The organism is Acinetobacter sp. Marseille-Q1623, assembly GCF_902809895.1.
GTDB classification, from domain to species: Bacteria; Pseudomonadota; Gammaproteobacteria; order Pseudomonadales; family Moraxellaceae; genus Acinetobacter; species Acinetobacter piscicola_A.
This window is the reverse complement of sequence record NZ_CADDWG010000001.1, coordinates 321,685-341,504: the sequence shown is the minus strand read 5'-3', so window position 1 is coordinate 341,504 and position 19,820 is coordinate 321,685. Positions and strand designations below refer to the sequence as shown.

At 38.7% G+C, this 19,820-nt stretch carries 16 protein-coding genes, 2 tRNA genes and 1 pseudogene; 9 read left to right on the top strand and 10 right to left on the bottom strand.

All coding sequences use genetic code 11. The annotated features are described in order from the left end of the window. Window positions 1-32: 32 nt before the first annotated feature. Both HUV91_RS01620 and HUV91_RS01615 read right to left on the bottom strand, forming a co-directional pair. On the bottom strand, window positions 33-560 hold the full coding sequence (locus HUV91_RS01620) for a toxin-activating lysine-acyltransferase (RefSeq protein WP_174492311.1): 528 nt from the start codon (window positions 558-560) through the stop codon (window positions 33-35). A 31-nt stretch (window positions 561-591) separates the two neighbouring features. Next, entirely contained in the window at window positions 592-2,328 is a 1,737-nt protein-coding gene (locus tag HUV91_RS01615; RefSeq protein ID WP_174492310.1) for a ShlB/FhaC/HecB family hemolysin secretion/activation protein, read from the bottom strand. Between the two features lie 77 nt (window positions 2,329-2,405). On the opposite strand from HUV91_RS01615, the pseudogene HUV91_RS01610 reads away from it, so the two are divergent. Continuing rightward, window positions 2,406-3,302: pseudogene (locus HUV91_RS01610) on the top strand (IS5 family transposase); the annotation flags it as partial. Window positions 3,303-3,366: 64 nt separating this feature from the next. On the opposite strand, the gene HUV91_RS01605 reads toward HUV91_RS01610, so the two are convergent. Both HUV91_RS01605 and HUV91_RS01600 read right to left on the bottom strand, forming a co-directional pair. Further along, window positions 3,367-3,456, bottom strand: a tRNA-Ser gene (locus HUV91_RS01605). A 98-nt stretch (window positions 3,457-3,554) separates the two neighbouring features. Then, on the bottom strand, window positions 3,555-5,588 hold the full coding sequence (locus HUV91_RS01600) for an NADPH-dependent 2,4-dienoyl-CoA reductase (protein ID WP_174493570.1): 2,034 nt from the start codon (window positions 5,586-5,588) through the stop codon (window positions 3,555-3,557). 241 nt (window positions 5,589-5,829) lie between these two features. Here HUV91_RS01600 and HUV91_RS01595 point away from each other — a divergent pair, with 241 nt between their 5' ends. Further along, window positions 5,830-6,654, top strand: coding sequence for a hypothetical protein (locus HUV91_RS01595; protein ID WP_174492309.1), 825 nt, complete (start codon window positions 5,830-5,832; stop codon window positions 6,652-6,654). 91 nt (window positions 6,655-6,745) lie between these two features. After that, window positions 6,746-7,747 carry a hypothetical protein gene (locus tag HUV91_RS01590; RefSeq protein WP_174492308.1) on the top strand — a complete coding sequence of 334 codons (1,002 nt, stop codon included), beginning with the start codon at window positions 6,746-6,748 and terminating at the stop codon, window positions 7,745-7,747. A gap of 52 nt (window positions 7,748-7,799) precedes the next feature. Here HUV91_RS01590 and dld read toward each other — a convergent pair whose 3' ends face one another. The 4 genes from dld to lldP form a co-directional block, all read right to left on the bottom strand. Beyond that, the gene (dld, locus tag HUV91_RS01585; protein ID WP_174492307.1) at window positions 7,800-9,497 is read right to left on the bottom strand and encodes a D-lactate dehydrogenase; all 1,698 of its coding nucleotides are present in this window, start codon (window positions 9,495-9,497) and stop codon (window positions 7,800-7,802) included. A 294-nt stretch (window positions 9,498-9,791) separates the two neighbouring features. After that, entirely contained in the window at window positions 9,792-10,946 is a 1,155-nt protein-coding gene (gene lldD / locus HUV91_RS01580) for an FMN-dependent L-lactate dehydrogenase LldD (protein ID WP_130074779.1), read from the bottom strand. A gap of 3 nt (window positions 10,947-10,949) precedes the next feature. Further along, on the bottom strand, window positions 10,950-11,693 hold the full coding sequence (lldR, locus tag HUV91_RS01575) for a transcriptional regulator LldR (protein ID WP_174492306.1): 744 nt from the start codon (window positions 11,691-11,693) through the stop codon (window positions 10,950-10,952). Between the two features lie 31 nt (window positions 11,694-11,724). Beyond that, the gene (gene lldP / locus HUV91_RS01570; protein ID WP_174492305.1) at window positions 11,725-13,395 is read right to left on the bottom strand and encodes an L-lactate permease; all 1,671 of its coding nucleotides are present in this window, start codon (window positions 13,393-13,395) and stop codon (window positions 11,725-11,727) included. 571 nt (window positions 13,396-13,966) lie between these two features. Here lldP and HUV91_RS01565 point away from each other — a divergent pair. From HUV91_RS01565 to HUV91_RS01555, 3 genes are all read left to right on the top strand, one after another. Next, complete coding sequence (locus HUV91_RS01565) at window positions 13,967-14,668, top strand: PolC-type DNA polymerase III (RefSeq protein WP_174492304.1); 702 nt, start codon at window positions 13,967-13,969, stop codon at window positions 14,666-14,668. Between the two features lie 84 nt (window positions 14,669-14,752). Then, window positions 14,753-15,346: a hypothetical protein gene (locus HUV91_RS01560; protein WP_174492303.1), complete on the top strand. Its 594-nt coding sequence runs from the start codon at window positions 14,753-14,755 to the stop codon at window positions 15,344-15,346. Between the two features lie 204 nt (window positions 15,347-15,550). Further along, window positions 15,551-15,898, top strand: a complete 348-nt coding sequence (locus HUV91_RS01555; RefSeq protein WP_130074774.1) for a hypothetical protein — start codon at window positions 15,551-15,553, stop codon at window positions 15,896-15,898. Between the two features lie 332 nt (window positions 15,899-16,230). Here HUV91_RS01555 and HUV91_RS01550 read toward each other — a convergent pair whose 3' ends face one another. Together HUV91_RS01550 and HUV91_RS01545 are read right to left on the bottom strand one after the other, a co-directional pair. After that, a complete protein-coding gene (locus tag HUV91_RS01550; protein WP_174492302.1) occupies window positions 16,231-16,950 on the bottom strand; it encodes a hypothetical protein in 720 nt (239 codons plus the stop codon). A gap of 78 nt (window positions 16,951-17,028) precedes the next feature. Continuing rightward, window positions 17,029-17,104: transfer RNA gene (locus tag HUV91_RS01545), tRNA-Arg, on the bottom strand. Between the two features lie 187 nt (window positions 17,105-17,291). Between HUV91_RS01545 and HUV91_RS01540 the strand changes: the two genes are divergently transcribed. The 3 genes from HUV91_RS01540 to queF are packed head-to-tail and all read left to right on the top strand — an operon-like array spanning window position 17,292 to window position 19,809. Further along, the gene (locus tag HUV91_RS01540; protein WP_130074772.1) at window positions 17,292-18,227 is read left to right on the top strand and encodes an ABC transporter ATP-binding protein; all 936 of its coding nucleotides are present in this window, start codon (window positions 17,292-17,294) and stop codon (window positions 18,225-18,227) included. Then, window positions 18,224-18,997, top strand: a complete 774-nt coding sequence (locus HUV91_RS01535; RefSeq protein WP_130074771.1) for an ABC transporter permease — start codon at window positions 18,224-18,226, stop codon at window positions 18,995-18,997. Before HUV91_RS01540 ends, HUV91_RS01535 begins: the two co-directional genes overlap by 4 nt. Next, on the top strand, window positions 18,997-19,809 hold the full coding sequence (queF, locus tag HUV91_RS01530; protein ID WP_174492301.1) for an NADPH-dependent 7-cyano-7-deazaguanine reductase QueF: 813 nt from the start codon (window positions 18,997-18,999) through the stop codon (window positions 19,807-19,809). The genes HUV91_RS01535 and queF overlap by 1 nt, the downstream gene beginning before the upstream one ends. Window positions 19,810-19,820 lie beyond the last annotated feature (11 nt).

Below are 19,820 nucleotides of genomic sequence, written 5' to 3'. Positions count from 1 at the left end.
GCTCGACCTAAATTTTTAATATTAAATTTTATTTAAATGCTACGTGATGCTAAAATTGGATGTTGTTGCGCCCAAAGATTTACATCTGACTTTGAAACAGATTTACCCTTAAAAGTCATAATCTTAGGAATTTCAACTAATCCTTTATGGTAAAATGCCCTAAAGCAATGATCAGGAAATAAATGCGTTTCGATTAATTTTTTCATCAAAGCACTATGCCCCAAAGGTGCAAACCAATTAATCAACCACATGCGATCACCGCAATTCCAATTTGAATGTGTATAAATCCAAGACTCAGAAGAAACGTATCTCGCTTCGGACTGTTCATCTAAATTTGCCCACGAGATATACCCAAAAGGCTGAGAGTTTTGACTAAACACTGCAAATTGGCGATTTTTTATTGTCGGTAAAACATGTAAGGCAATATCAGATACAGTTAAATTTTTACAATTGTCAGATAAAAACCATAACCATGTCATTGCACCTAAAACCTCTGCTTCATTCCACTGCTCACTTGGAAAAAGTGCAGGTGAAATCACATCAATTCCGTCAAATTTCATACACATATCCTAAAAATAAGGCAGTTACCCATCAATACATCCAATTCAGACTAAATCCTGTGGTCACATTGTCTGTTTTATAATGATCTGGTTTTTTCAGCGGTGTACCGACAAATACATCATAGCTCACAGATTTCAAGACTTGACCTCGTAGTCCTGCAACAACCCCCATCAAGTTTGTACCCAAAAGCGGATTTGGTTCATGTGCGGTTTTTCCACCCACTTCACCATAGTCCACACCTACGTACCATTGCATAGGTAACCTGGCAATCGAGCCACTTAATTCATTTCGGATGAGAAACCCGTTATCTGCCATTAAGGTTTGTTCACCATCAAAACCACGCACGGTATAGCGGTTGCCAATTGAGAAGCGATCTTGCGGGGTCAGTGGTTTTTTACTGTATTGAGTGCGCCATTCCGCAAGGTATTGCAAAGATTGCTGACCGACTTTGAAAGGAACTTGTAAACTGGCATTGGCCTGTAAAATACCGACATGGGTAAATGCTTCACCAAATTCTTCTTCTGGCGCATACATGGCATTAAAAGCCCCTGTGCCCCGTTTGTAGGTCAAATTACCTGTTAAAGTTGCATTGGATAAATATTCAGTATGGTCAAGGCTGGCTTTCCAACCCGCTGTTTTTCTGCGTTGTACTTCTACTTCTGTATCATTAATATAATTTTGCGATTCACGGTACCACCCACCCACTGTTGCCGTCGTCTTACGTTTTGCATCTCGATAAAGCACACGTGAAAGATCTGCACCGATCAGCTTACTCTTACCACTATACTCATAGCTTTCACTCGCGCCTGCCACAGTTTGGTTATAGTCCGATTGACTATAACTACTTGTGAATAACCAATATCCAAAAGGAATGCTATAACTGAGATAGTAACCATCCGTTCCACGCTTGCCATCATCTCCACCACCTAAGTCATGGTTATAACTACCGTAAAATAAGTCATTGGCCGTGAGCAAGTTATCGAGTGAGAGTGTCGCCGTTCCTTGATATTTACCTGTTGAGTCTGAACCTGCATCATCAATCCCTAAGTGAATACGATAAGGTTTGGATTGTTGCCATGCCAATTCAAGATCACTATAGCCAGGTTCATTGCGTTGTTCTGAAGGTTTTATTTTAAAATCTGCTTCTACTGTCGGAACACGTTTAAAATTTTCTAGACCTTGTTCAACATCACGAATATTTAAAATATCACCTGACGTCACTGGCAATGCATTCCATTTATGGGCGCGTTTTGAAGTCCCTTGAGCAAATTGAATTTGATCTACTTTTCCTGCAATAACTTGCAGTTTAACTTCACCAGACGCGATATTTTGTGGTGGCAACAACATCCGTGTGGTCACATAACCATGACTGATGATACTGTTTTGAATCAAATCCAAGGCTTGATTTAAACCTTGTACCCCAATACAACGCCCAATAATATTGTTTTCACCTTGTGTGACTGAACGCATCGCAAAGGTAAATTGACGTGCATCTTCTCCCATCAACACAAACTTTTTAATGTCAAAACAGACACTTTCGCTATGTGACTTTAAGTATTGAAGTTGTGGTTTGCTTTGTAAGCTTTGATCTAAGCCTGTTTGAACGGTGGGTGCAGGTTGTATTTGTTTTTCTAAGGCTTGATCGCGCTGCTGTTGTCTAATCTGTTGGTCTGCATCAATGTTTTGTGGATCGGCAGCGTGTGTTACATTGCCCAAGATTGCGACAAAAATAGCTAAAGTGACTTTATTTTGTGTTAGATTTTGCATAACAGCATAATTTATGATTTATATCACATTAAATTGTTGCAAACTTATAACCTTGTGTAAATAGCACAAAACATAAATATTCAACATGTAACAGAGCATTAATAAATCGAGGAAATATTTCTATTTGGTTTGATCCCAAAACTCAATGGTATGCTTAACCAAAAGGCAAACATGGTCGAAATCAAACCTATTCTGATGTTGCTATCCAATGCTGTCTGATGATTAAATCTCTATTCCGTTTGTCTTTACGTATGGTCACAGGCTTTGTTCAAGGTCTGATTAAACTTTGTGGATTAGATTGGACAGCCCCGAATATCAGCGATATTCGTATTCCACTATTTGTAGAAGACAAAAGCATATTGATATTGTGATTAACTATCAAAAAAGCAGTAATGGTCTCCATCTACTTGTTGATTCTACTGGCTTAAAGTTTTTAGGTGAAGGCTAATAGAAACGTACAAAACATCAGCCTGAATATCGTCGCCAATGGCGTTACATATTGGTATTGATGCTGAAACCCTTCAAATACGCGCTATTCAGCTCACAACCAACAATGTGAGTGATTCACAGGTGCTTGGTGATTTACTGGATCAGATTCCACAAGAAGAACAGATTGACTCGGTCTATACTGATGGGGCTTATGACACCAAGCAATGCCGTCAGGTCATCGCAGAGCGACAAGCGCATGCGGTGATTCCACCAAGAAAAAATACGAAACTTTGGAAAGATACAAAGACCAGCTCGCTAGAGCTAAATGAATTACTTCGAACAGTTAAACGTTTAGGGAGAACACTATGGAAAAAATGGTCAGGCTATCATCGGCGAAGTTTGGTCGAAACCAAAATGCATTGCATCAAATCTTACGAAACAGTGTTTCTCAGGCGATAAACTGAGTGCAAGAAATTTCCAAAGCCAAGTCAATGAGATGCATGCACGTGTGGCACGTATTAAATAAATTTACGGAGTTGGGGTAGGTTGTGGGGTAAATATATAGACAATAAAAAAGCCCTTGTAAAAACAAGGGCTTTTTTAGATATTTGGCGGAAGCGGTGAGATTCGAACTCACGGAGGACTCGCACCCTCGTCGGTTTTCAAGACCGGTGCATTAAACCGCTCTGCCACGCTTCCATGTGCGCCATAATACGGAGCTTTTTCAATTCTGACAAGTAAAAATTACATCCAAAGCATTCAAATGCATAATGTTTCATCAAAATCAAAGATTTTGCTTAAAGTTTGGCTGCAATTTCAGCACCCTCACGGATTGCACGCTTAGCATCTAACTCACCAGCTAACTTAGCACCACCAATCACATGATAATTTGCTAAGGTATTTTCACCTTCAGTTGGCACTAAATCTTTCACTGATTCCTGACCTGCACACACAACAATCGTATCCACACGCAATAATTGGTCATGACCATCAAGCTCAACCCATAGACCTTCATTGGTCACAGCTTTATATTGCACACCACGCATCATTTTCACAGCATGTTTTTTCAATTGTGCACGATGAACCCAACCAGACGTTTTACCCAAGCCTATGCCCAACGGGGTTGTTTTACGTTGCATGAGATAAATCTGGCGAATCGGCGCTTCAACCTCAGCAGGAACAGCCCCACCTTCAGTCATATAGTTTGGATTTGAGTCGACACCCCATTCACGTTGCCAGTCTGCCAAAGGTTGTGGCTGAGGTTGATGTTCTGGTTTCAATAAAAACTCAGATACGTCAAAACCAATCCCACCTGCACCAATGACCGCAACACTATGCCCCACAGGTGCACCACGTAATACTTCCGCATAAGACAACACTTGCGGTGCATCACTGCCTTCAATTTTTAATGCACGAGGCACCACACCCGTCGCAATCACGACTTCATCAAAGCCTTCACGTTCAAGTTGCTCACGGTTGACTTTGGTATTTAAACGTAAATCTACCCCTGTTTTTTCAATCTGAACTTTGAAATAACGAATAGTTTCATGGAACTCTTCTTTACCCGGAACCACTTTTGCCAAGTTAAATTGTCCGCCAACTTCATTCGATGCTTCAAATAAAGTCACTTGATGTCCACGCTCAGCCGCAATTGTTGCTGCAGACATGCCTGCTACACCACCACCCACAACCGCAATTTTTTTCGGTTTTTTGGCTTTTAGATAGACCAGTTCTGTTTCATGTGCAGCACGTGGGTTCACTAAACAGCTCGCCCGTTTATTTTGGAAACTGTGGTCTAAACATGCTTGGTTACACGCAATACAAGTATTAATTTCATCAACACGATTAGTTGCCGTTTTATTCACCCAAAATGCATCGGCAAGTAATGGACGTGCCATCTGCACCATATCCGCTTTGCCTGCTGCCAGAATTTCTTCTGCTGTATCAGGCATATTGATTCGGTTTGATGCAATAACAGGTACAGAAACGTGTTTTTTCACTTCAGCGGTATAATCGACAAAAGCTGCACGTGGTACTGAAGTCACAATGGTTGGAACACGAGCTTCATGCCAGCCGATGCCTGTATTTAGCAGTGTAATTCCTGCTTTTTCCAATGCTTGCGCCACAGTAATGACTTCATCCATGGTGTTGCCATCATGAACCAAATCCAGCAAAGACAAACGGAAACAAATAATAAATTTTTCACCGACTTGTTCACGAATGGCTTTGACAATTTCCACGGCAAAACGCATACGGTTTTCAATCGGCCCACCCCAACGGTCTTCACGCTGATTGACATGACGGCTTAAAAATTGATTCAGCAGATAGCCTTCTGAACCCATAATTTCCACACCATCATAACCCGCTTTTTTTGCCAAACTTGCAGTTTTGGCATAATCCTGAATGGTGTCTAAAATGAGACGATCACTCATTTGACGTGGTTTAAAAGGCGAAATGGGGGACTTGATTGGACTTGATGAAACCACAAAAGGTTGATAACCATAACGACCTGCATGCAGGATTTGCATGAGAATTTTGGCACCATGCTTATGTACTGCATGGGTAACCAAGCGGTGTGGCGCAATATCACCCAAGGTATTCATAGTACCGCCAGCAGGCAACAACCACCCCTGACGGTTGGGTGAAATCCCCCCCGTAATAATTAGCCCCACACCACCTTTGGCACGCTCACCAAAATAAGCAGCGAGTTTTGGATAATTATAAAAACGGTCTTCTAAACCTGTATGCATTGACCCCATAACCACACGGTTTTTAATGGTGGTAAAGCCTAAATGCAACGGTTTTAAAATATTGGCATAGCGAGTTGTCATGGCACATCCTTTTTTAATATTTGGCTTTGCAACTTGTTGCATACTACTGTATCGAAATTTAGAAATTTTAGGATGACTACTTCTATTTTTTTCCATGTTGATAATGTCAATTTCATCAATATATAAAAATAAAACTGATTCTTGCATACGGAACCCTACAGCTTTACAACAATTCTTATCATAAAGTTAGGCTAGGCTAAATCACATCATCATAAAACTTAAAAATAGAGCATCCAAGATCATGAGCCATCCTGTATTTTTAACCAGTTCAAGCTTTAGTCATATGCCTTTAGGCAGCCAAAATCAATGGCAAGATTTTTTTCAGACTGCTTCTTTTGAACTTGAAGCAAATGCTTTTATTCCAATTTTATGGTTCATGCTGTTTAAACAGGACAATCTTCATTGGGCAAAATATATTGAAGATTTAGATTTTAACGATATTCATCACCAAAATGATTTCGAAGAATATCAACAAGAATTTCTTGATGAACACTATGCCTATTTAGTCATTGATCGGCAGCAGGCTTTAGTTAATTTAGCACAGCAAAAATCGGTTTTTCTTGAAATTTTTGGTGTGGAACATGTAGGCTATTTTGCAGATTTTCAAGCAATGATCGAACAGCATTTTCCTCAGTATATTTTGCTTAGAACCAGTGGCTTGCCTTTAGATCCTGATGATGCTGAATTTTTACTGCATCCCTTACAACAACTTGAAAACTATCAATTAAATACAACACAAAACTCAGATTTCGCAGAATTTCAGCGTGAAGATTTTGCCCGTTTTGAAGATCAGTCTTACTTTTTTTATGGTAAAACTCCAACAATCGTATTAGAATCAGACCTTAAAAATCAGATCGATCCCTTTGAAAATTCAGAAATTTTTACTTCTATGACAACACAAGATACGCGATCTTCAAGTTTAGCAATTTGGCTATGTACTGCCATTGTCGTTTTAGCAACTTTAACCGTTTATTTTAGCAGTCACTCTCTACTGTATTCAGCGATTGTATTTTTTGTCAGTGCATTTGTTTTGGGATTTATTTCGTCCAAAATTCAAAAAAAATAATTTTAAGAGTAATTGTATTTTTTTACATTTTGAATAAGATAAACCTGAGTGATTTTTACTCACCAACTAAAATCAAAAAATTGAGAAATATATGAAAATAAAACTATTATCTTTTACAATCTTATCATCAATTATGTTAACTGCTTGTGGAGGAGGATCTAGCTCAAATAATTCATCACAATCATCATCTGGCAATGGCCAAACCTCTGGAAATACGAGTAATCAGCAATGGACTTCTTATGATTTTTATACCGATCAGAAAGATGGCTATTTCATTGATAAAGAAGTTTTAACAGTTAAAGATGGTAAAGCTTATTCAAAAGAAACCAGTACAGATCCTTCTTATCATTCGTATAAAGGTATAACTGTAACAAGTGATGGTCTCTATGATGAAGTTAATGCCCCTGTAGATGCTCAATTAGGACATTACTCAGGTACCATTCAAGCTTCAAATACACAATGGACTTTAAGCCCATACTCAAGTATTGGTTCTAAAGGACTACAATATACACAGAAATACACAACTTTAAATTTAAGTGGTAAAAATCTTTTAGAAGTGTTATCACCTGCGGATTACTATGCAATCACTCGGAATTTAACTGATAAATACCCAGTTAAACACTACTTATTGGATTTATATGCCAATATTTCTAAAGTAAAATTTCCTGAAGGTTCAAGTTGCCTACAGCTACAAGAATTTTCAAATACTCAAGAATATTTAGATTTAGATGCTGATTTAAAAAATAAAGAACAGCAAAATCAATTGGCTCAAGGTTGGCTTGAATTTAAAAATGATACGACAACAACCTTACGAAACTTCAAGGATACGACTGCTTACTTAAAAGAAAATACAAACTCAGATTCCCCATATGGTTATGCTTTATATAAAAATAACTATTATTCTGCGTTCTTAACACCAAAAGGTCTTGAATTCAATATGAATGAGTGGTTAAAAAGCTATCAAGATGATTTGAAAACTGGAACTGCTGAAGAAAAAGCATATGCCAACTATGTTATAGCTGCAACACAAAACATATGTCATTTGTATAATGCTAAAGCAGCTCAAACTATTGCTTCTACAGTTAAATTTTAATCTCCCCTCAAGAATAAGAGATTTTAAAATCTCTTATTCTTTTCATTATCTTTTACTTCCAATGCTTTAACTTACTTGTCTGCCCAATCCCCACATTAAAACTGTTGGTTGGATCAAGTTTTTGATAGTGGTTTTTCAATGCGGGTTTTGCCACATATAAATGCCCGACATTATGTTCAGCAGGATATTCCGCGCCACGGTCATCAAGTAAATGCCACATTGCATGCTCCATTGCCAAAGGATCTACGCCTTTTTTAACAATATAATCCTGATGGAACACATGACATAAAAAATGCCCATAATAGAGTTTATGAATGATTTGCTCATCCATCTCTTTTGGCAGCGTTTCCACCCATTCACGGTCATTTCGACGTAGTGCAATATCCAATGCGACAATATCTTCCACCTCTGAACGATGGGTATCACGGTAGCGAATGGCTGCACCTGCCACCGCAAAACGATGCAAAAATGCCTTACGACCTTCTTCATCGGTACAACGGAAATAATTGCCCGATGCTTTATTATTGAAATAATCTTTCAGGAAATTGTCGACCTGATCTACATCTTGATTTTCAATACGAATCACCAAATGATGTTCATACAAATCACGAAATTCATTCATCCGTTTTGGTAAATGATTTGGCATAAATTTCGTGACCAGTTGCAAAAATTTATCGGATAAACCACGTAAATGTAGCTTTTCCAGATAACCATCGACTTTGTCTTTCATGGCAAATGCAGCAGGCACTTTTGCTGTGCCGAATTTCTCAATGAACATGAACGTGTCTTTGCCATATTCTGCACCAATATCATAAGCGACACGATGAATGTACTCCCCTGCAATCGGTAGACGTAACAAATCTTTTAGCAAGAAACGGCGAATTTCAGTCAAATCATCATGTGAATTTGTCCCGACATAAAACACCTGGCTTGGAATTTTTTCAAAGGTATCCAAACGTACTGCAAAAACACAAACTTTACCTGCTGAACCCGATGCTTCAAATAAACGTGTCGGGTCAGCATTAAAACGTGCAGGGGTATTTTCATCGACCTGTTTCACATCATGTGAATAACGCTGATCCGATGCACAGCAATTTGAATTATTAATAATATCTTTGATTTGATAATTTTTATTTTCAAGATTAGAAAGAATTTCTTCAGGTGTTTGCCCCAAATTCACCCCCAAATGATTCACTAACTCCAATTCGCCCGACTCATTCACTCGTGCATAAAGTGCAAGCTCAGTATAGGCAGGACCACGGCGTACCAATGCACCACCTGAGTTATTACACACACCACCTAAAACCGATGCACCTATACACGATGAACCAATCACCGAGTGCGGTTCACGGTTAAATTGTGCCAAATCTTTTTCAAGCTTATCTAATGTCGCACCCGGTAAGCAAATCACTTGCTGACCTTCATTAATCACTTGGATACCTGCCAAACGACGAGTACTCATTAAAATCACAGGACGATCATAGTCATCACCAAATGGCGTTGAACCGCCCGTCAAACCCGTATTTGCCGCCTGCATAATCACAATACAATCTGCATTCACCGCAGCCTGCAACACTTGCCATTGTTCCAGCAAAGTCCCCGGCACCACCACAGCCAACACTTGACCCGAACCATAGCGACGACCTTGGCGGTATAGGCGTGTGTCGTGATCACTCGTCAGAACGTGTTGTTGACCCACGATGTTAATGAGGTTTTGGATGGTGTGTTGTGAATCAAAATTGGCTTGCATTTTCCCTATCCTATTCATAAATACTCATTCAATAAAATGAGGCGAATATTCATTACAGCGGAGTCTTTTCAATATTAATTATATGTAGGGATAAACCTTCGGTTCGACCTACTTTTCTTTCGGGAAAAGTAGGCAAAACCATTGTCATCCGCAAAACTCGTTAAATACCACTTTTTCATCCAATAACTCGCAGAAATATTTTCTTTTAAAATAATCCTGCCTCGAACAGTTGCGGATGACCTTAACGCGTATCAAATACAAAGATGTAGTATATATTTGAAAAATCAAAAAAATTTATCCTACTAACTCTTTCTCTAACTTGACCAAACAATCAGAGGTAATATCTGCAATGGTGTTGGCACCTGTTAAAGTCATTGCCACACGCATTTCTTTATCAATCAAATCAAGTAGATTAGAAACACCTTCACCGCCTGCTGCACCTAGCGCATAAACAAAGGCACGACCAAGCATACAGGTATCTGCACCTAAAGCCAGCATACGCACCACATCCAAACCATTGCGAATACCAGAATCCGCTAAGATTTTAATATCACCTTTCACAGCATCGGCAATAGGCGGAAGCGCACGAGCAGAAGATAAAACACCATCGAGCTGACGACCACCATGATTCGACACCACGATACCATCTGCACCAAAACGTACTGCATCTTTGGCATCTTCAGGGTCAAGAATCCCTTTGATCACCATTGGACCATCCCAGAATTCACGAATCCACTCAAGATCTTTCCATGAAATGGATGGATCAAAGTTATTGCCCAACCAGCCAATATAATCTTCTAAACCTGTTGGTTTACCCAAATATTTTGAAATATTACCCAAGTCATGCGGACGACCTAGTAATCCAACATTCCATGCCCAATGTGGATGGAAACAAGACTGCATATAACGGCGCATTGCAGCGTTAGGACCACTCATACCTGAGTGTGCATCACGATATCGCGCGCCCGGTACAGGCATATCCACGGTAAAGACCAATGTGGAACAACCTGCCGCTTTGGCACGTTCCAAGGCATTTTTCATAAAGCCACGATCACGTAACACGTACAATTGAAACCACATTGGACGATTAATGGCAGGCGTTACTTCTTCAATCGGACAAACTGACACTGTGGACAAGGTAAAAGGAATACCCTTTTTATCTGCAGCCACTGCAGCTTGGACTTCGCCACGACGTGCATACATTCCTGTTAAACCCACAGGTGAGAGTGCAACAGGCATCGACAAAGTTTCATCAAACAGCTTCGTTTCTAAACTGAGCTGTGACATGTCATTGAGTACACGCTGTCTAAGTGCAATCTTTGATAAATCTTCCACATTACGCTTTAAAGTATATTCAGCATAGGCACCACCATCGATGTAATGAAATAAGAATGGCGGTAAACGACGTCGTGCGGCTTCACGATAGTCATTCGCAGAAGAAATAATCATATTTTATATCCTGTTCAATCGGCTAGCACGCTGACGACGAGCTTCTTCTTCATCAATCATACGTACCTGCTGTACTACAAATTCTATATGTCCACAGACTGCAACTCGTGCAGCTTCGGCATCCTGTCGTTCAATTGCATCCATCACTTGAAAGTGTTGATCACGCAACTGATCATAACGTTTGGCTTCGGTATAGACTTTACGTCTGCCCAAAACCACGTTGTATTGCAACAAATCAAAGAGACTACGCATCATCTGAATCAGCACCAGATTATGCGAGGCTTCAGCAATGGCTAAATGAAATTTGGCATCGGCAATGGCTGCCTGATGGTCATCCCCCAATGCTTGAAAATAAGTAATTTGGTCATAGCACTGACGGATATTTTCCAAATCCTGTGGGGTGGCACGCTGTGCGGCATACCATGCTGTGCCACCTTCCAAAACCATTCGAGCTTCCTGTACATCAAAACGATAAGCTGGATCTTCATCAATCAAACCACTCAAAGGTTCAACAATTTGATGTTGTGACCAATGACTTGGGAGCTGTTGCAAAAATGTTCCCGCTCCAACTTTGCTGACCAGCATGCCCGTACTGGTCAGTTGTTGAATGGCCTCACGCAAAGAGGAACGGGATACCTCGAGCTGTTCACATAGCTTACGTTCCGCAGGTAAACGGTCTCCGACTTGCATATTGTTGTCTTCAATCAACAACTTTAAATTTTGTACAATCTTGTCAGAGACTTTCATCTGCTTTCCTCAGCTCACATTCAACGTCGTGTTATGGAATCATCCATGGGAACACATAGGCTTGTAATGTGATAATAATACCAATCATCACCGTAAAGGTAATACTGTGCTTGACGGTAAAACGGAACAAATCAGATTCTTTACCCACCAAACCGACTGCCGCACAGGCAATTGCGATAGATTGTGGTGAAATCATTTTACCTGTCACACCACCACTGGTATTGGCGGCAACAAGTAAAACCTCAGGTACACCAATTTGTTGAGCTGTCGTTGCTTGCAATGCAGAAAACAATGCATTTGCCGATGTATCTGAACCTGTCAGGAACACGCCCAGCCATCCCAAAAATGGTGAGAAGAAGGTAAATGCCTGACCTGTATGTGCAAGTGCAAGTGCAAGCGTTGCAGACATACCTGAATAGTTGGCAATAAAGGCAAAAGCCAACACCATCCCAATCGAATAAATTGGAATTTTCAATTCATTCACTGTTTCTGCAAAAGTGACGACTGCATCTTTCGGCTTCATTTTTAAATAAATGATGGTAATGATCGCAGCAATAAAAATCGCGGTGCCTGTTGCAGACAACCAGTCAAATTTATAAATGGCATCGTAGTCTTTGATCTCAGGCACCACAGGCGGCATTTTTTGAATCATTTGATGCAAGAATGGCACTTTGATCGAAATCACCATGTCATGCAGTGCACCATCTTTGGTGAATAAATCCTTAAACGGTTTTACGCTCCAGATTGTCACCATTGCAGTTAAAATTGCAAATGGTGACCATGCTTTGGCAATCTGAGCAATGCTGTATTTTTGCTGTTTTTGTGCAGCAAGATTTTCATCAATCGAGCTGTCTTCATTGGCAAAACGGAAAATATGTTTTGGCTGCCAAAATTTCAATAAAATAGTCAGTGAAACCAATGCTGCAATCGCTGCGGTAATATCAGGCAGTTCAGGACCAACAAAGTTCGAAGTCAAGTATTGTGCCAAAGCAAAAGAACCACCACCGACAATCACCGCAGGCCATGTTTCTCTCACACCACGCCAACCATCCATGATTGCCATGATCCAGAACAACACGATAATCACCATAAATGGCAACTGACGACCCACCATCTGGCTAATTTCCATAGTTTCAACACCTGAAACTTGCCCTGCCACAATAATTGGAATCCCCATTGCACCAAATGCCACAGGTGCTGTATTGACAATCAAGCACAAACCTGCGGCATACAATGGTTTAAAACCCAAGCCAACCAACAAAGCTGCGGTAATGGCTACTGGTGCACCAAAACCTGCCGCACCTTCAAGGAAAGTACCAAAGGCAAAACCCACAAACAGCATTTGTAAACGCTGATCTTCAGTAATAGACAGAATCGAAGAACGAATAATATCGAACTGCCCCGTTTTCACCGAAATTTTATAAAGAAATACTGCCCCAATAATGATCCATGCAATCGGCCATAAACCGTATAAAAAGCCATAGACCATTGATGCAAATGCCATTGCAACGGGCATTTGATAAGCAAATAACGACACTAAAAGTGCCAATACCACTGTAATTGTGCCCGCAACACTTCCTTTCATACGGAACACAGCGAGTGCGAGAAAGAAGAAAATAATTGGGATCAAAGCAATCACACTGGAAATCCAGATGTTGCCCATAGGATCATAAATCTGTTGCCATTGTTGAAGCATTGTCATCTCCTTGAAATGCTTGCTAAAACATTAAAATTGATCTAAATGTATAGATAAAATCTTAAAATTGGTCATACCAATTTTTCAATAAACAATTAATATACACCCATAGAATCGACCAATATTAATTTATCGCAGAATAAAAGATCAATAATAAAATTAAATATAAAAATTGGTCATACCAATATATACTTAATTTTTAAATGTCTTATCTTACAAATCCTATAATAAATTATTGATTTTTCTTATATTGAATATTAAAAACCGCAACACATTAGACTTTAGTCTAGTCTAATTTTTCTGTCTAAATTAGATCCACCCAGCATTCTAAAAAATTGGTTAACCACTTTTTAACTTTTACAGGGTTTGGCTAAAATTTCTATAGATTTATCTGCTCTTAACCCAAAAGTTTCTTCACACTTTTCACTAGAAATACTTAGGCTATTTTGATTTATATTTCACTCGTATTTTGGGTATTATTTCACTCAATGATGCAAGCAAGCCGTAATAAACTGTGCATAAAGAAAAACTGAATGTTAAAGTAAGCCAATTGACTTTTATAGATGTGGAATAGGTTATGCAAGCCATTATTCTTGATACAGAAACCCATACATTAAATGGTTTACCCATTGAGATTGCTTATGCACCTATTCAAATAGAACAAGGTAAACTCAGTTTAGACCGTAAGCAAATTTTTGATCAGCTTTATAGTATTGGCGATGAGAAAATTTCTTATGCTTCAATGGCTGTACATCATATTTTAGAGTCTGATTTACTGGGTCAACCTGATTTTTCAACATTTAGCCTGCCTGCCGAAACAACCTATATCATCGGTCATAATATTGATTACGATATTCACGCCATTGAAAAATGCGGTGTAGATACCTCAAAGATCAAAGCGATTTGCACGCTTGCCTTGGCACGTTTAGTTTGGCCAAATGCTGAAGCACATAATATTTCTGCATTAATTTATCAGATCAGCAAAGGCAGTGACAAAGCCCGTAGTATGCTCAAAGGTGCACATCGTGCAGATGCAGATATTATTTTGACTGCAAATATTTTGATGCATATTATCCATCAACTAAATATTCAAAATATTGAACAACTATTTGCAGCATCTGAAGATGCACGTATTCCACGTACCATTAATTTTGGTAAACATCGTGGTACAGCGATTGCTGAACTTCCTGCGGATTATACAAAATGGTTATTAAAACAAGATGACCTTGATCCATATCTGCGTAAAGCACTCGAAAATAACGCAATTATTACGTTATAAATTATAGTATTTGTCATCAAAATGACACCTGAATGTCATTTTGATGCTCTATCCTAACGTTTGCTTTTCGGGGGATAGAGCAACATGAAACATTATATAAAAACTGAACTTGGTATACAGGCTTTACAACAACGCTTATTCGGTTTAAGCCCAAAACTCAGACGACTCTTACTTTTAATTGGCACACCTGATTTCCAAAAATTAACAATACAATTACAACAAAATATTGCGACACCAGAGATGCTGCAACACTTAGAGCAACTTGGCTTAATCCAAAATATTCAAACCCAAAACCAAACACAGATACAAGAAAGTCGCAAAATAAAAGAAATCGTTCGTCCTCAAGAAAAACATGAAGATGCCGCAACAAAAGACATACCTGTACGCTCACAAGCCCCTCTTGCTTCAGCAGCCCAAGTCAACCTAGCCTTTGAAAATGAAATCATTTTGCCAAAATTAAATTTTTATGAAACCAAAAAGCTGATGATTCAACTCCTTCACCAAAATTGTGGTTTGATGGCAAAAATACTCATTCAAAAAATAGAAAATGCTGAACATTCTCAAGCCTTAAAACTTTGCCAAATGCAGTGGTTAACAGCTTTACAAGAAACGCGTATTTCCCCACTAGAATTAAATAAAAATTTGCAAACCATCAATTACTCAATGCGTCATTTTTAGTCTGATGTGTACTAACAAATTATTGTTGATTTCGCTTAGCCTAGAGCTTTTACATCTCAATAAAATTTAAAATTTATTTTTAAAACATGTATTTAAAGAATTTATATGCATTTATATATACACATCATTCTATTTATACCACTTAAGCATGATCCACAATCTAGTCAGAAACTTTTATAAGCTTGATAAAGAAGGATGATTGCTATGAATTCGACACACTGCTTACACTTTTCAGCATTTGATAATCCAACACAGTTGAGTAAAGTTGGAAATTGGGTGATTACTTTTTTAGATACAGCAGAGAAAGCCCCAATTCAACTTGCCATTACCCATGTCATCCCGCGTCAAATATCTAATGATTTACAACTACGTACATTACATATTCAACAAACACCACAAGAACTCACTTGGCAATTACTCAAAGTTGAATATTTTGATAGTACACATGATCAAATGAACGAAGCAGATCTAAATTCAACTTTAACCGAAAATTTTATTCAGCAACTCATTGATGATTTTGCCCGCTATGATGTTGAAGTGCATTATGCATAAAAGACGTTGATCGTAAAAACTGAGCAATAAAAAAGCTCGCATCGCTGCGAGCTTTGTATGTTGGAAAGCTAGTGCCTATTTCTTATCTGAACTAAACGTTGCAAACTCAATAAGCTGTCATTGATCTGTCCAACTTCTTCGTAGCATCCTAATGATCTACTGTAGTTTTAATATAAATCTACCACGCAAAGTGCGCAAGATTGCTTAACATTTCAGCACGAACACTCTATCAAAATCTCATTGAATCACATTTTATAGAGTATTATAATTTTGCAAGCTTTAAATCATTGCATTTAAAGTTGATAAAATATAATTTAATTTAGACAGCAAATTTAAAAATAACCTTTTAAATTAAAACCATTTTCTTTTAAACGCTGTCTTAAGGGATCTGTTTCTTGCTTCACCCCTTGTACAATGTCTTTGGTCATGGCAATGCCGATTTTAGGAAAAATTAAATAGGCTAGTTTTTCAGATAGATCCGCATAGTTTTGACCATCATCCGTAGTAAAAGCCGCCAGTTTAACTTTTTGCGATAATTGAGGAAAAAACTCGTCCATATCCGCTTTTAATTCCACACCACTGTAGACTAAATTGCGCCACTGATTGGTTTTTAAATCTCGTACAAAAATTGCATCATACTGCGAATAAATTTTTTCTTGGTAAATCTGATCTATCGCAGAAATAGGAATCACACAGACTTCACCATACGCTGCCAAAAAATTGGCTTTTGCGGCATGAAACTGAAGATGTTGTGAAGTATAAGCATCTTTGAGCAGATGAAAACTTTCTTCTGTATTTTCTAAATATGTTTTTTCATCTATCCAATCTTCACCATCAAATACTTGTCCACCATGCTGTGCCCGAAAAACCTGAGCATAATCTGTAGCTTGATAATGTTTGATCAAGTCTTCAATCGTGCCTGTTTGGATAATTTTAACTTCCTCTTGAATTTGTTGTTCAAGCTTCGAATAATCCTGTGTACACCTTAAATCTTGAGCAAATGAAAGTGTTGAGAATGTGAGTGCAGACAGTAGAAAACATAATTTCTTCATCAAATTTTGACCTAGCGTGATTTTAATTATGGATAAAATTTACATGTCATTGTTAGTTGAATAAGCAATTTTTTATAATGGTGCGCCCAGCGAGACTCGAACTCACTCCACAGGCTTCGGAAACCCGTACTCTATCCAGTTAAGCTATGGGCGCTTAAAAGAAGTGCGCACATCATATCAAAAAAATAACAGAGGTAAAGTATATATCTACCATTCTCATGCCTTGCTGTCTAAGCTTTATACAATGTTCTATTTCTGCAATGCACAATTCCATGTAATGCCCTTGGTTTATTTGCCAAGTTCGCTCACAATATACCCTCCCCAATTCATGTGAGAATTTCATGACTGATGCATTGACGTTAAGGGATTTATCTAAAACTTATCGCAACGGCTTTCAAGCACTCAAAGGCATTAATTTAACAGTGCCCGAAGGTGAATTTTATGCACTCTTAGGACCAAATGGTGCAGGAAAATCAACAACGATTGGGATTATCAGCTCTCTTACACGTAAAACTTCAGGGACAGTTGAAATTTTCGGGCATGATTTAGATACCAACCCATCCAAAGCCAAACAATGTTTAGGTGTCGTTCCACAAGAATTTAACTTTGGACAATTCGAAAAAACCTTTGATATTTTAGTAACACAAGCAGGTTATTACGGTATTCCAAAGAAAATTGCGCAACAACGTGCTGAAGAATATTTAGAAAAATTGGGACTTTGGGAAAAAAGACACACCCAAGGACGCATGCTTTCAGGCGGTATGAAACGCCGCCTAATGATTGCACGTGCCATGATGCACGAACCTAAATTATTGATTTTAGATGAACCAACAGCAGGTGTAGACATCGAATTGCGCCGTTCAATGTGGGATTTTCTCACTGAAATGAATGAAAAAGGCACAGCGATTATTTTAACTACACATTATCTAGAAGAAGCTGAAATGTTGTGCCGTCAAATTGCCATCATCGACCGAGGCGTGATTAAAGAAGACACCTCAATGAAGGCCTTTTTAAATCAGCTCAATGAAGAATCTTTTATCTTTGACTTAGAAAGTGCCATTGAACCGATCAAGATTGACATTATTGGCGTCAAATTTAACTTGATTGATCCTGTCACACTTGAAGTGACCATGGACAAAGCACATTCAATGAATGATTTATTCCAACTGTTAGAAGCTCAAGGCATTCGTGTGCGCAGTATGCGTAACAAATCTAACCGTTTAGAAGAATTGTTTGTGAAAATGGTAGAGAAAAACCTTGAAGGAGCTGCGCAATGAATTTTAATCAATTAAAAGTTGCGCTCTTTACCCTTGTACATAAAGAAGTTCGCCGTTTTATGCGAATCTGGCCACAGACTTTACTACCACCTGCGATTACCATGAGTCTGTACTTTGTCATTTTCGGGAACTTAGTCGGTTCTCGTATTGGACAAATGGGCGGTTTCAGCTATATGCAATTTATCGTACCGGGCTTGATCATGATGGCCGTGATTACTAATAGTTATGCCAACGTATCATCAAGTTTTTTCAGTGCAAAATTTCAAAAAAGTATTGAAGAACTCATTATGAGTCCTGTTCCGCTGCATATGGTACTGTGTGGCTATGTGATTGGTGGCGTTTGTCGTGGGGTCTTGGTGGGTTTGATTGTCACCATGATGAGCCTATTTTTTACAGACTTAGCCATTCATAATATTTTTGTGACAATCTACACCGTCATTATTACTTCCCTCCTATTTTCTTTAGGTGGTTTCATTAATGCGGTATATGCCAAATCATTTGATGATATTTCAATTATTCCAACCTTTGTACTCACCCCCCTTACCTACTTGGGTGGTGTATTCTACTCGATTAGTGCTTTAAGCCCATTTTGGCAAAATCTCTCTTTAATCAACCCGATTGTCTATATGGTAAATGCGTTCCGTTACGGCATTTTAGGTCATAGTGATGTCAATGTATCTTTATCACTCATCGTTGTGACATTATTCTGTGCTGTACTGTATGGTATTGCGTACTATTTACTTTCTCGTGGTTCAGGAATGCGTGAATAATGACTGTTGAACATTCTCTTTTAGGTAAAGAAACCAATTATCCAACCAGCTATCAGCCTGATATTTTATTTCCTATTTCACGTGCCCAAGCACGTGAAAACTACAAACATATAGAAGGTATCTATAAAGGCAAAGATTGGTGGCATATTTTTGAAATTTCTTGGTTAAATGATCATGGCATCCCTCAAGTTGCAATTGGTCGGATGACCTTGCCTGCTTGTTCTGAATTTTTAATCGAATCAAAATCTTTAAAGTTATATTTTAACAGTATGAACTTTACTCAGTTTGCTTCTCAACAAGCCTTTATTGACACTGTAGAAAAAGACTTATCACATGCTGCGCAAGCGCCTGTCACTTTAACCTTGTTTCAAGTCGATCAATTAGACATTGCTCAACCACAAGGCATTTGTCTAGATGAACAACAACCTGACTGCTTAGTCAATCATCCTGATGCCTCATTATTGCAACTGGACGATTCAGAAAAAGTTGTTGAAGAACAGTTATTTTCACATCTTTTAAGAAGTAATTGCCCTGTGACAGGACAGCCTGATTGGGGAACGATTTTTATCCGTTATCGCGGTAAAAAACCTTGTTATCGTAGCATTTTAGCTTATATTATCTCTTATCGTCAGCACAACGGTTTTCACGAACAATGCGTGGAGCAAATCTTTGCCGATATTTGGCAAAATTTACAACCTGAAAAGTTGATGGTCTATGCAACTTATACGCGCCGTGGTGGTTTAGATATTAATCCATGCCGTGTGTCCGATGAATCATGGATGCCAAGCCCAATCCGATTGGCGAGACAATAAGATAAAACATT

Bases quoted from the DNA above. Each gene is read 5' to 3' on its own strand.
- HUV91_RS01620 (WP_174492311.1), bottom strand. From the start codon at position 560: ATGAAATTTGACGGAATTGATGTGATTTCACCTGCACTTTTTCCAAGT.
- HUV91_RS01615 (WP_174492310.1), bottom strand. From the start codon at position 2,328: ATGCAAAATCTAACACAAAATAAAGTCACTTTAGCTATTTTTGTCGCA.
- HUV91_RS01600 (WP_174493570.1), bottom strand. From the start codon at position 5,588: ATGACAACTCGCTATGCCAATATTTTAAAACCGTTGCATTTAGGCTTT.
- HUV91_RS01595 (WP_174492309.1), top strand. From the start codon at position 5,830: ATGAGCCATCCTGTATTTTTAACCAGTTCAAGCTTTAGTCATATGCCT.
- HUV91_RS01590 (WP_174492308.1), top strand. From the start codon at position 6,746: ATGAAAATAAAACTATTATCTTTTACAATCTTATCATCAATTATGTTA.
- dld (WP_174492307.1), bottom strand. From the start codon at position 9,497: ATGCAAGCCAATTTTGATTCACAACACACCATCCAAAACCTCATTAAC.
- lldD (WP_130074779.1), bottom strand. From the start codon at position 10,946: ATGATTATTTCTTCTGCGAATGACTATCGTGAAGCCGCACGACGTCGT.
- lldR (WP_174492306.1), bottom strand. From the start codon at position 11,693: ATGAAAGTCTCTGACAAGATTGTACAAAATTTAAAGTTGTTGATTGAA.
- lldP (WP_174492305.1), bottom strand. From the start codon at position 13,395: ATGACAATGCTTCAACAATGGCAACAGATTTATGATCCTATGGGCAAC.
- HUV91_RS01565 (WP_174492304.1), top strand. From the start codon at position 13,967: ATGCAAGCCATTATTCTTGATACAGAAACCCATACATTAAATGGTTTA.
- HUV91_RS01560 (WP_174492303.1), top strand. From the start codon at position 14,753: ATGAAACATTATATAAAAACTGAACTTGGTATACAGGCTTTACAACAA.
- HUV91_RS01555 (WP_130074774.1), top strand. From the start codon at position 15,551: ATGAATTCGACACACTGCTTACACTTTTCAGCATTTGATAATCCAACA.
- HUV91_RS01550 (WP_174492302.1), bottom strand. From the start codon at position 16,950: ATGAAGAAATTATGTTTTCTACTGTCTGCACTCACATTCTCAACACTT.
- HUV91_RS01540 (WP_130074772.1), top strand. From the start codon at position 17,292: ATGACTGATGCATTGACGTTAAGGGATTTATCTAAAACTTATCGCAAC.
- HUV91_RS01535 (WP_130074771.1), top strand. From the start codon at position 18,224: ATGAATTTTAATCAATTAAAAGTTGCGCTCTTTACCCTTGTACATAAA.
- queF (WP_174492301.1), top strand. From the start codon at position 18,997: ATGACTGTTGAACATTCTCTTTTAGGTAAAGAAACCAATTATCCAACC.